We start from the raw sequence: 12653 nt of genomic DNA, 5'->3' as shown, positions 1-12653 counted from the left end.
GTCCGTCCGCCCCGGGGCCCCGCCCCGGGCGGAACCATCCCCCTGCCCCGCTACGGAAAGTGGCCATGGACGGCACAACCACCCCGACCGGCATCCCCGAGTCGGACGGCCTGAAGGTCGCCGACGTCCTCGACTGCATCCGGGACATCCCCCTCTACCGCCCGGCGCTCGACCTGGACGCGTTCCCCATCCTCGAGAAGCCCGCGATGGCGCAGGGCTTTCCGGACAACTGGATGACCCCGCGCCTGGCCGCCGCGCTGGCCGCCGGCGAAGCCGAGTACGTCTGGTCGACCGGCACGCACCACGCCCGGATGCAGCTCATCCGGCCCCCGTACTTCCTGCTGCGTTCCTACTACCGGCTGTGGAGCGAACACCCGGACCTGGCGAAGACCTGGGCGCGCGGCTGCCGGCGGGTCTCGCTGACGACCGTCCTCGCCACCGAGCACGTGGCCCGCGTCAACGCCCGCCGGGGCGGCACCGAACCGGTCGCCACGCCGACGCTGGAAGACCGCCGCCTCGACGAGCGCACCATGTACCTCAACCTGCGCCTGGACCCCGGGCAGTGGGACAGGGCCGACGTCGAGCGGATGCTGGCCGAGATCCGCGAGGTCTCCGAGGCGCACCCCGACGGCGCCTACCACCTGGACTGCTCCGGCTACCACCTCGCCCACCTGGTGCGCCGCGCCGAGGAGTTCGGTCTGTGGGGCGCCGGGACGTTCCCGCGTCCGGCCGGCATCGTCACCGCGTACGAGTACACCCCGGCCAACGTCCGCCGCTACCTCGCCGAGCGGTTCGGCTTACCCGTGATCGATCTCTTCGGCAGCACCGAGCTGGGGTACCTGTACTACAGCGACCGGGACGGCCGCTACCACCCGTACCTGGACCGCATGAGCATCGAGCTCGTCCCCGTGGCCCCCGGCAGCGGCATCCACAGCCTGATCGTCACCAGCATCCGCAACCCGTACATGCCGCTGGTGCGCTACCGCTCGGGCGACTGCGTGCGCACCTCGGACGGCAGCGCCGACCCGGCGAAGGTCGTCGCGTTCTGCGGGCGCGAGAAGGAGCTGCTGGACACCCCGCACGGGCCCGTCGCCCAAGCCGACCTCGACGACCGCGTGGCCGCCGTCGCGCCGGAGGTCTTCCTCTACCGCCTGGAAACGCACGGCCGCCCCGGCTCGGCGGCGCTGCTGCGCTACACCACCTTCGACGGGCGCCCGCCCGCCGAAGGCCGGGACGCCGCGCTCGCCGCCGCGGTGACCGACCTCACCGGGCGACCCTCCGACACCGAGCACACCGCCCACCTGCCGATCGGCGCGTCAGGCAAGTACGCCTGGCTGGCAACCGCCGACAGCCGGGAACCGACGGCTGCGGACCCCCGAGGAGGAGGCGCATGAGCCCCCGTACGACGCCCGACGCGTTGCGCGCCCTCCTCGGCGAGCCGCTCCACGAGGAAGCGGTCCGCCACGCGCAGCGGCGCGCCGGCGTACCTCGCCCGTACGCCGAACGCCAGGTGCTGGAATGCATGCGCCACCTCTACCTGGTCTCCGCGCACCCGGACCGCCTGGGCGGTCTCTTCCTCCCGGTGGAACAGGACATCGACGAGATCTGGCACTTCCTCATCCTGCAGACGCGCGAGTACCGGGCGCTGTGCGAGGAGCGCCTCCCGGGGGGCTTCTTCGTCCACCACCGCAGCATCGGGTACGAGGACTACCAGGCCGATCCCGGCCGGGATCGGGCCGTCGAGGAGGCGCTGCGCTGGATTCCGCTGTACTGCGCGGAATTCGGCCCGGTGGACGAGGGCATCCTGCCGCACTGGACGATCGTCCGCTTCCTCCACGAGGCCCTGGGTCTGTCCCTGGCGGAGATCTCGGACCTCGAACCGTTCCAGGAGACGGTCGCGACGAGCTCGGGCAGCAGCTGACACACCCGGAGGGACCTGATCCCGCCGTCCGCGGCGGGCCTGCCTGGCGGCACCCACCCACCCCGCCCTCCTCGCCGCTCGTACCCGCCAGGCGGCGCGGCGCTGCGCGCGATGGTGTCGGATGGGCGGCCTTTCCGAATCGGCGGTACGAGCTCCGTGCGATGGCCGTCCTGCCGGGTCGGCGGCTGCCGACCCGAACAGGTTCCGCCTCGGCCGGCAGGCCGCCCGTCACCGGGCCCGGGGCACGGGCGAGCAAGGCCGCACAGCAGTGAGGCCGTGGCGCGTACGACGGTGCCGCCCCCGTTTGCGGTGGTTCGCCTCCTGGTGTGGACTCGGAAATCGTATGGGTGGGATCCACAGAGAGGAACGTGCCGATGTCCCCGAGGAAGCCGAGCATCGTCTTCGCCCATGGCCTGTGGGCCGACGGGTCCTGTTACAGCAAGCTGATCCCCGTCCTCCAGAGAGAGGGGCACGAGGTGGTGTCCGCGCAGAACGCGCTGAACACGCTGGAAGGCGACGTCGACGCCGTACACCGGGCGCTCGCTCGGGTCAGCTCGCCGGCCATCCTCGTCGGGCACTCGTGGGGCGGCTTCGTGATCACGGCCGCCGGCACCGACGAGCGGGTCGCCGGGCTCGTCTACATCGCGGCCCTCGCCCCCGACGCGGGGGAGACGGCGCAGGACCTGATCGGCAAATTCGATGCGCCGCCGCTTTTCTCGCACCTGGACGCAGAGGACGGACGGTTGTGGATCAGCCGTGACGGCATCTCCGACTTCTGCGGGGACCTGCCGGAGGCCGAACAGCAGGTCGTGTGGGCGACGCAAGGGTCGGCGGCCGAGGCCCTGCTCGGTGCGACGACGGACGACCCGGCCTGGCGGACCAAGCCCAGCTGGTTCTGCGTGACGGGGCAGGACCACGCGGTCGTCCCCGAACTCCAACGGTTCGAAGTCGGCCGCATGGGCGCGACGGCCGTCGATGTCGACTCCTCGCACGTCCCGATGCTGTCGCGCCCCGAAGTCGTCCTGGACCTCATCCGCGACGCGGCCGGGTCCGTTTAGAGGTCGTCTCTTTTGGCTGAGGCGAGTGCTGATGACCGGCCCAGATGGGTGTCAGTGTGGTGTGAAAGTCTCCGGGCATGAGCTATGACCTTGCTGTCTGGGAAGGTGAGCGGCCGGCGGATGACAAGACCGCCGGTCGGGTGTTCAACGTCCTGTACGACCGCTATCTAGACGGTGAGGTCGTGGACCCTCCGTCTGAACGCATGGCTGCCTTCGTTGCCGGGCTTCTGGAGCGGTGGTGTGACATCACTGAGGACGAGGAAGAGACCTCGCCTTGGTCGGTCGGGCCTTTGATCGAGAGTGCAAGCGGCCCACTCATGTACTTCGGGATGGGCTGGAGCAGGGCCGAGGAAGCGTCGACGTACGCGGCAGATTTGGCGGACTCGATGGGACTGGTCTGTTTCGACGTGCAGGCGAGCCGGCTCAGGCCCTGAGCAGGGTAGCCAATCGGCGGTTGCAGATGAGGGCTGCGGCTATGCCGACGAAGGCCGTGAAGTGTTCCGCTTTGCGCTCGTATCGGCGGTGAAGACGGCGGCAGACGGCGAGCCAGGACACGGTCCGCTCGACAACCCATCGGTGGTGGCCAAGACGTTGTGAGGACTCGATGCCGCGGGCGATGAGGTGGCGGATGCCGCGTTTGCGGAGCCATCGACGCAGGTGGTCGTAGTCGTAGCCCTTGTCTCCGTGAAGCTTGGCGGGGCGCCGTCGACGAGGACCTCGACGGGACCGGACGATCCAGGCTTGCCACGGTCGGTCGGATTCGGTCCCGTCAGAGACCCCCTTTGCAGCCCGCATGCTGACCGAATCGATCGCGCAGCGCGACCAGTCCAGTTCCCCGCGGGCCCCGAGTTGGTCGAGGATGAGCCGGTGGAGCCGGGCCAAGACCCGGGCCCGGCTCCACCGGGCGAAGCGCCGGTAGACCCTGTGCCAGCTCGGGCCGAACACCGGCGGGAGCTGCCGCCAGGTGCAGCCCGAGGTCGCCACGAAGATGATCGCTGCCAAAGCCTCTCGATCACCCGCCCGGCGCCGGCCGCCGCCCGGCGGCCGTATGACTTCCGTCGGCGGCACCACCCGCCGGAACAGCACCCACAACTCGTCCGGCACCAGCCGCTCAACCAGATCCGTCATGCACGGTTCAGCGAACGCTTACACCAAAAGAATCGGTGCCTTAGGCCGACTCTTCTAGATCTTGCCGCTGAAGCCCGCGTCGTTCGGTGCCCATGGGTCTCCCCGAGCCCGGGCGGGGTCGAGCGGAAGCATCGCACGCGGAGAGGCTCCTGCCTGGGCGTCTGAGGTTCCGTCGCTTTCTCCACGGTCGACTACGAAGGCCATACCGCGGCCGAACGCGTCGTCTGCGGAACTGGCGCCGGTCGCGACCGCTCCCGGAAGTCGGTGAGGCTCCGAACGGACGAATGAGGTGGAGTCGGGTGTGCGATGTGCTGTTGACGCCTTGCAGGCGTTCTACCGTGGTGGAGTGACGCAGGACAGTCCGGTTCGACGACTGAGCGTGGGCCTGGCCGTTACGGCCGGCATCGTCGCCCTCATCGGCAACGTAGGTGTGAGCGGGGTGACGGCAGATCGTGTCGCCGAGGCCATCGAGCTGACGAAGAAGCCCACCGCGACGGTAGAGGACGTGGTCACCCTCGGCACGGTCTTCTTCGCCACCTTCCCCATTGTGCTGGCAGTGCTGGCCTCGACGGTCCTGCTGTGGGTCCAAGGGGTACGCGGCTACGCGACCGCCGTGGCGCTCACGGTCATCTGGGTGGTCGCAGGCTTGGTCACCTACGAGGTCTTGTACCCGTACATTCCCGTGGCGCCGATGCCGCAGTACGGGGGAAGCAATCCCTGGTCGGGCCTGGCGCGGGCGATCGGCTGGACGCTCACCCCCTACGGCGTGATCCTCGCTCTCCAAGGTCTGGTCGTGGGAGCGGCGTCGTCGTTGACCTACACCTACCTGGACGGTCGCCGTCACCTCGACCGCAGGCCCACGCTCTGAGGGCGTGGCACCTTTTCGGTGGGAGTCCGAGCACCCTCGTCACCGACATGCAGGTGCTCACGCGAGGCTGCGCGCTGACCGGGTACCCGTGACCCGGTACCCGTGACCGGGCCTCGGTTCGGTCCGCCCCGCACGGCGTCGGAACACGGCCTTCAGCCAGTGCTCGCGCAGGTCGTCCACAGCTCGTGTCACGTGAACAGGGGACCGGAAACAGGCGACTTCACCCGAATCGATGCTGTTCCTAGGCTGGGCGGGCAAGCAAGCGGAGCATGCGTCGCGGGCCGGTCACCGGTGCGGCGCCGAGGGAGTTGTCTTGGCCAGTCACGATCCGATCGAACGCCCTGCGGAACTGTCGTTCAGCGCGTTCCGCGCGTCCGGAGCGCAGCAGCGGATGTACTTCCTCCAGCAGCTGGAGGAGGGCAGGCCGACCTACCACATGCCCGTCTTCTACGGCCTCGAAGGCCCGGTCGACGAAGCCGCGCTCCGCGCCTGCGCCCAGGGTCTGGTCGACCGGCACGAGGCGCTGCGCACCCGCTTCGTCCTGCGGGACGGCGAGCTGTGGCAGCACATCGACACCGAGGCCGCGCTCGTCTGGTCCTCCGCCGCGGTGCGCGGAGCGGGGGACGTCGAGGAGTGGATGGCCGCCGAACACCACCGGCCCTTCGACCTGGAGTCCGGACCGCTCTTCCGTGCGGCCCTGCTGCACACCCCCGACGGCGCGGTCCTCGCGCTCGCCATGCACCACATCGTCGCCGACGGCTGGTCCGTCGGGATCCTCGCCCGCGAGCTCCTTGCCGCCTACGCCCACTACGGCGACGGGCCCGGCGGCCCTGACGGCACCGACCGCCGGCACTCGGCCGGGATCGTGGCCCCGCAGGCCCCCGAGTACCAGTACGCCGACTTCTCCGACTGGCAGGAGGAATGGCTGCGCGGCGCCGCCGCACAGCGCCAGCTCGCCTACTGGGAGAAGCAGCTGGACGGCGAACTGCCCGACGCGCCCCTGCCCCGCGACGGCCGGCCCGCCGCGGGAGCGGCCCGCGGCGCGGCGGCGCTGCACTCCTTCGAGGTGCCGGCCCCGGTGGTCGCCCGGATGGAGCGCCTGTGCCGTGACACCCGCAGCACCCCGTACACGCTGATGCTGGCGGCCTTCCAGATCGTGCTGGGCCGCTACACGGGCACCGACGACGTCCTGGTCGGTACGCCGGTGGCGGGCCGGGGCCGCAAGGAGTTCCAGGACACCGTCGGCCTGTTCGTCAACACGCTGGTGATCCGCGCCGACCTGTCCGACGACCCCGCCTTCCGGGTCCACCTGGAGCGCGTACGGGACACCGTGCTCGACGCCCAGGACCACCAGGACCTGCCCTTCGAACGCGTCGTCGACCGGATCGCCGCCGGACGCACCGGCGAGGAGGCCGCCCCCTTCCGGGTCATGTTCGGCCTGCACGACGAGGACGGCATGACCGACGGCCTGCCCGGCCCGAAGGCCACGCTGCTCGAAGGACCGGCCGGAACCGCCAAGTTCGACCTGACCTTCGACGTGGTACGCGGCGGCGGCTCGCTGAGCTGCCGGCTGGAGTACCGGGCGGACCTCTTCGAGGCCGCCACCATGCGGCAGTTCGGCCGGCACTTCGCCCGCCTCCTGGACGCCGCCACCGAGAACCCCGAACTGCCGATCGGCGGACTGCCGATGCTGTCGGCCGACGAGCGGACCGGCATCGGCTCGCCGCTCCCGGACCGCGCCGCCCTCCCGCACACCCCGGGCGAGCCGACCTGCGTCCACGAGATCTTCGCCGGGCACGCCGCCCGCACTCCCGACGCGGTCGCCGTCGTCCACGAGGGCGTCTCCCTCACCTACCGCGAGCTCGACACCCGCGCCAACCGGCTCGCGCACCGGCTGCGCGCCCTCGGCGTGGGTCCCGACACCCTCGTCGGACTGTGCCTGCCCCGCTCCGCCGACCTCGTCGTCGCTCTGCTCGGCATCCTCAAGGCCGGCGGCGCCTACCTGCCTCTCGACCCCGACAACCCGCCCGAGCGGCTGCGCCACATCGTCCGGGACGCCCGCCTGGCGCACGTCGTGGGCACCACCGACACCCGGGCCCTGTGGGACGCCCCCGGCCTGCACACCGTCGACCTGCTCGCCGACGCCCCGCTCCTGGCCGCCGAGCAGGACACCGCCCCCGACACCGGCGTGACCCCGGACCACCTGGCCTACGTCATCTACACCTCCGGGTCCACCGGCCTGCCCAAGGGCACCCTGGTGCCCCATGCCAACGTCACCCGGCTGTTCTCCGCCACCGACCACTGGTTCGGCTTCGGCCCCGACGACGTGTGGACCCTCTTCCACTCCATCGCCTTCGACTTCTCCGTCTGGGAGCTGTGGGGAGCCCTCGCCCACGGCGGCCGCCTCGTCGTGGTCCCGTACGGGACCAGCCGCTCGCCCGAGGAGTTCCACCGGCTGCTGCGCGCCGAACGGGTCACCGTCCTCAACCAGACCCCCTCCGCCTTCTACCAGCTGGCCCGGGCCGACGAGGAACACCACCGCACGGCCGGACCGGCCGACTCCGGGCTCGGCCTGCGCCACGTCGTCTTCGGCGGGGAGGCCCTCGACGTCGCCGCCCTCGCCGGGTGGTTCGCCCGGCACGGCGACACCACGCCCCGCCTGGTCAACATGTACGGCATCACCGAGACGACCGTGCACGTCACCTACCGGCCGCTGACCGCCCGCGACGCCGAGGAGGGCCGCGGCAGCGTCATCGGCGTGCCCATCCCCGATCTGCGCCTGCACCTGCTCGACGCGCGCGGCCGGACCGTCCCGCGCGGCGCCGTCGGGGAGCTGTACGTCGCCGGAGCGGGCCTGGCCCGCGGTTACCTGCGCCGGCCCGAACTCACCGCCGAGCGTTTCCCCACCGGACTCGCCGAGGGTGTCGCCGACGCACCCGCCGGGCTCTCGGCCGGTGAGCGGCTCTACCGCACCGGAGACCTGGCGCGGGCCTTGCCCGACGGGGACCTGGAGTACCTCGGCCGCATCGACCACCAGGTCAAACTGCGCGGCTTCCGGATCGAACTCGGCGAGGTCGAGGCCGCCCTGGCCGCCCACCCCCTCGTCGACGCCGCGGTCGCACTCGTCGCACCGGATCCCGCGGGCAACGACCTCCTGGTCGGCTACCTGGCCGTGACCGGGGCCGACGACGGGGCGGGCCCCACCGTCGAGGAGATGCGCGAGCACCTCTCGCGACGGCTGCCCGGCTACATGATCCCCGGCGCGTTCGTCACCCTGCCCGCCTTCCCGCTGACCGCCAACGGCAAGACCGACCGGCGCCGGCTGCCCGCCCCCGGCTCGGCCGGCCGCACCCCCACCGCCGCCTACGAGGCACCCCGAGGGCCGGTCGAGACCGTGCTCACCGAGGTCTTCGCCCAGGTCCTCGGGCACGAACGGGTCGGCGCCCTGGACAACTGGTTCGCCCTCGGCGGGGACTCCATCCGCTCCCTCCAGGTGCTCGCCCGGGTCCGGGAACGAGGCCTCGACCTCGCCGTCGCCGACCTCATGAGCTCCTCGACGGTCCGCGCCCTCGCCCCGCACGTCACCCCGCGGGACCAAGCCGCGGCCGCAGCCGAAGTCCCGTACGAGCCGTTCACCCTACTGACCCCCGCGGACCGCGCCGCCCTGCCCGAGGGACTGGAGGACGCCTACCCGATGACCCGGCTCCAGGCCGGCATGCTCTACCACAGCGAGCTGCCGACGGCCGGCGGACGCGTCTACCACAACGTGGCCTCGTACCTGATCGAAGCGCCCTTCTCCGAGGACGCCTGGCGGACCACCGTCGAGGTCCTCGCGGCCCGGCACGAGATGCTGCGCACCTCCTTCGACCCGCACGGATTCACCGAGCCCCTCCAACTCGTCCACCGCGGCGCCCGCCCGGAGCTCACCTTCGAGGACCTGCACGGCCTCGACGCCGAGGCGCAGCGCACCGCCGTCGCCGCCCGCTACGCCGCCGAGCGCGACCGGCCCTTCGACTGGGACCGGCCCCCGCTGATCCGGTTCCACGTCCAGCGGCTCTCCGACACCCGGCTCCAGCTCTTCGTCGCCGAGCACCACGCCGTCCTCGACGGCTGGAGCGAACGTTCGCTCCTCACCGAGCTCGCCTCCTGCTACACCGAGGCGCTCGCCGCCCGGACCCCCGCGGACGGCCCCTCCCCGCAGGCCGGCCCCCGCTCCCGGTTCGCCTCCTTCGTCGCACTCGAACAGGCCGCGCTGGCCGACCCCGGGCAGCGCGCCTTCTGGACCCGCAAGAGTGCCGACGCCCCCGCGACCAAGCTGGCCCGCCCGGCGGCGACCGGCGGACCCGCCCGGATGTCCTGGTACCTCGCGCCCCTGCCCGGGGAACTGCACGCCCGACTCACCACCCTGGCCGCCGCATGCGGCGTACCGCTGCGCACCGTCCTGCTCGCCGCCCACCTGAGGACCATGGCCCTGCTGGGCGGCGGCGACGCGGTCACCACCGGAGTGGTCCACAACGGCCGCGCCGAGGAGACCGACGGCGACAAGGTCGTCGGCGTCTTCCTGAACACCCTGCCGCTGAGCGTCGCGGTCACCGGGCTCAGCTGGCGCCGCCTCGTCGGGCACGTCGCCGCCGCGGAGGCGGAACTGCACGCGCACCGCCGCTTCCCGCTCGCCGAGATCCAGCGCCTGTCCGGGGGCGGCCCGCTCTTCGAGACCTTCTTCAACTACACCCATTTCCACGTGGAACGCCACGGGCCGGCAGACGGCGCGTTCACCGTGCTGGAGGAGATCGGAGAGGCCGGCACCGACTTCGCCTTCGGCGCGGAGTTCTCCCGCAGCCCCGACGGCGCCCTGCTCGAACTCGGCCTGCGCTTCGACGCGGCCCGGTTCTCCGAGGAGCAGATGGCGAGCGCGCACTTCTCCTACACGGCCGCCCTGCGCGACCTCGCCGAGTTCCCCGACCGTGACTGCACGGTCGCCGACCTGCTGCCGCAGTCCGAACACCACCGCTACGCCGAGTGGAACCGCACCACCGTCGACCATGCGCGGCCGCACGTCCTGACCCGGCTGATCGACGAGCAGCGGGACCTGACGCCCGACGCCCCCGCCGTCCGCTTCGAGGGCGCCGAGCTGACCTACCGCACCCTCGACACCGAGGCCGAGCGGCTGTGCGCGGCACTGCGGGAACGGGGCGCCGGCCCCGGCACGTTCGTGGGCCTGCTGCTGGAACGCTCCCTGGCCCTGCCCGTCGTACTCCTCGCCGTCCTCAAGTCCGGCGCCGCCTACGTCCCGCTGGACCCGGAGCACCCGGCGCAGCGCGTACGGTCGTTGCTCGCCGAGTCCGGCATCGGCCTGGTGGTCGCCGAGGGCACGTGGGCGGAGCGGCTGGAGGACTCCGGGGTCACCGTCCTGCGGCCGCAGGAGGCCGCGACGGGCACCGCGGGTCCTGCCCGGGCGCCCGAGCCGTCCGACCCGGCGTACATGATCTTCACCTCGGGATCCACCGGCAAGCCCAAGGGGGTCGTGGTCTCGCACCGCGCCATCGCCAACAGGCTGCTGTGGATGCAGGACGCATACGGCCTGACCCCGGGGGAGCGGGTGCTGCACAAGACGCCGTACACCTTCGACGTCTCCGTGTGGGAGCTGTTCTGGCCGCTGCTGACCGGCGCCACCCTCGTCCTCGCCCGCCCCGGCGGCCAGCGCGACCCCGGCTACCTCGCCGCACTGATCCGGGCCGACGGCATCAGCACGGTGCACTTCGTCCCGTCGATGCTCAGCGTCTTCCTCGACGACCCCGCGGCCGTGGCCGGCGCGGCCGGCCTCACCCGGGTGGTCTGCAGCGGCGAGGCCCTGCCGTACGAGGTCCAGCGCAGGTTCTTCGAGCGGCTGCCCGGCGTCGAGCTGCACAACCTCTACGGGCCCACCGAGGCGGCCGTCGACGTCACCCACTGGCAGTGCCGGTCGGACGGCGGCGACACCGTGCCCATCGGCCGGCCCATCGCCAACATGCGCACCCACGTCCTGGACCGCCGCCTGGCCGAGGTACCCCTCGGCGTCACGGGTGAGCTCTTCCTCGAAGGCGTCGGCCTCGCCGACGGCTACCACGGACGGCCCGAGCTGACGGCCGAGCGGTTCATCGAGCACACGGGCCCGGACGGCACCGTCCGGCGCCTGTACCGGACCGGAGACCTGGCCCGGCACCGCCCCGACGGAGCCCTGGAGTACGCGGGCCGCACCGACCACCAGCTCAAGATCCGCGGGTTCCGCGTCGAGCCCGGGGAGATCGAGGCCGTCCTCGCCGAGCACCCCGGGGTGCGCGACTGCGCGGTCCTGCCGCGCGGCGAACGCCTGGTCGGCTACTTCGTGCCGGGATCGGCCGGCCCGGACGCCGCTCGCACCCCCGACCCGGGCGAGCTGGCGGCCCACGCCCGCGAACAGCTCCCCGAGTACATGGTCCCGTCCGCCTGGGTGTGCCTGACGGAGCTCCCGCTGACCGCCAGCGGCAAGCTGGACCGGGCGGCCCTGCCCGATCCGGACCCCGCCGACCTGCGCGGCGGCGTGGAGCCGACCCCGCCCCGCGACGCCCTCGAAGCCCGCCTCGCCGGGATCTGGGAACGGCTGCTGGACGGCGGCCCGGTCGGCGTCGACGACGACTTCTTCGAGTCCGGCGGGCACTCCATCGACGCCCTTCGCCTGATCGGCCGGATCAACCAGGCCTTCGGCGAACGCCTCGGCGTCTCCGCCGTCCTGGAGCACCCGACCGTCGCCCGACAGGCCGCGCTGCTGCGCGGCCGCCACATCGCGGCGGCCCCGGACCCGGTCGTCCGCCTCCAGCCCGAGGGCGCGCTCGACCCGCTCTTCCTCGTCCACCCGATCGGCGGGAACGTCTTCTGCTACCGCACCCTGGCCGCCGAACTCGGCACCGAACGGACCGTGTTCGGGCTGACGGCGCCCGGCTTGACCGACCCCGGGGCGGCGCCCGACGCCACCGTCGAGGAGCTGGCCGCCGCCCACCTGGAGGCCCTGCGCCGGATCCGCCCCACCGGCCCCCACCACCTGGCCGGCTGGTCCTTCGGAGGGCTCCTCGCCTACGAGATGGCGGTCCAACTGCGCGCCGCCGGACAGGAGGTGACGACGCTCGCACTGCTGGACACCGGCTATCCGGAACCCGGCCACGTCCCCGACGACGAGAACGAGCTGCTGGAGTGGTTCCACGAGGACCTGGCCCGCTCCGCGGGGTTCGATCCCGGCGACGAGGGCCTGTCCGCGCTGCGGAGCGCCCTGCGGAGCGTCGCCGACACCCCCGCCCGGCTCGCCGTCCTCGCCGAGCAGGTGGAACGCGAGGGCTTCGCCCCCGGCCTGGACCCGCGGGACCTCGCCCGGCACTACGCGGTCTTCCGCACCGGGATCCGCGCCGCCGCCGCGTACGAGCCGCCGGCCGCCCCCTGCCCGGTCCTGTTCCTCCAGAGCACGACCGGGGCACGGGAGCACGCCGCCGACCGATGGGCCGGCCGGGCCCAGGCCGGTTTCACCCGCCACGAGGCCGACACCGACCACTACGGGCTGATGCGGCCGCCGCACAGCACCGCCGCCGCCGCCCTGCTGCGCACCGCCCTCGCCGAGGCCGACCACCGCTGAACGGGCGCCCCGGCCCGCCCGGGGCGCCCGCACCTCCCT

General features: G+C 72.5%; 6 protein-coding genes and 1 pseudogene. 6 read left to right on the top strand and 1 reads right to left on the bottom strand.

Going from position 1 to position 12653, the window contains the following annotated elements:
• Positions 1–65: 65 nt before the first annotated feature.
• From ACFY1T_RS16645 to ACFY1T_RS16630, 4 genes are all read left to right on the top strand, one after another.
• Positions 66–1394: a hypothetical protein gene (locus tag ACFY1T_RS16645; RefSeq protein WP_390788752.1), complete on the top strand. Its 1329-nt coding sequence runs from the start codon at positions 66–68 to the stop codon at positions 1392–1394.
• Complete coding sequence (locus tag ACFY1T_RS16640) at positions 1391–1921, top strand: hypothetical protein (protein ID WP_390788751.1); 531 nt, start codon at positions 1391–1393, stop codon at positions 1919–1921. Before ACFY1T_RS16645 ends, ACFY1T_RS16640 begins: the two co-directional genes overlap by 4 nt.
• A 374-nt stretch (positions 1922–2295) precedes the next feature.
• Entirely contained in the window at positions 2296–2979 is a 684-nt protein-coding gene (locus tag ACFY1T_RS16635) for an alpha/beta fold hydrolase (RefSeq protein WP_390788750.1), read from the top strand.
• A gap of 77 nt (positions 2980–3056) precedes the next feature.
• Complete coding sequence (locus ACFY1T_RS16630; protein WP_390788749.1) at positions 3057–3413, top strand: hypothetical protein; 357 nt, start codon at positions 3057–3059, stop codon at positions 3411–3413.
• Here ACFY1T_RS16630 and ACFY1T_RS16625 read toward each other — a convergent pair.
• A pseudogene (locus tag ACFY1T_RS16625) lies at positions 3403–4107 on the bottom strand (transposase). The gene ACFY1T_RS16630 and the pseudogene ACFY1T_RS16625 overlap by 11 nt on opposite strands.
• A 346-nt stretch (positions 4108–4453) precedes the next feature.
• On the opposite strand from ACFY1T_RS16625, the gene ACFY1T_RS16620 reads away from it, so the two are divergent.
• Together ACFY1T_RS16620 and ACFY1T_RS16615 are read left to right on the top strand one after the other, a co-directional pair.
• Positions 4454–4975 carry a hypothetical protein gene (locus tag ACFY1T_RS16620; RefSeq protein WP_390788748.1) on the top strand — a complete coding sequence of 174 codons (522 nt, stop codon included), beginning with the start codon at positions 4454–4456 and terminating at the stop codon, positions 4973–4975.
• 313 nt (positions 4976–5288) lie between these two features.
• Complete coding sequence (locus ACFY1T_RS16615; RefSeq protein WP_390788747.1) at positions 5289–12614, top strand: amino acid adenylation domain-containing protein; 7326 nt, start codon at positions 5289–5291, stop codon at positions 12612–12614.
• The last annotated feature ends 39 nt before the right edge of the window (positions 12615–12653 follow it).

Source organism: Streptomyces sp. NPDC001194 (assembly GCF_042896985.1).
In the GTDB taxonomy this organism is placed as follows: domain Bacteria; phylum Actinomycetota; class Actinomycetes; order Streptomycetales; family Streptomycetaceae; genus Streptomyces.
Note: the sequence above shows the minus strand (reverse complement) of the source record. Positions and strands in the feature narration are given on the sequence as shown.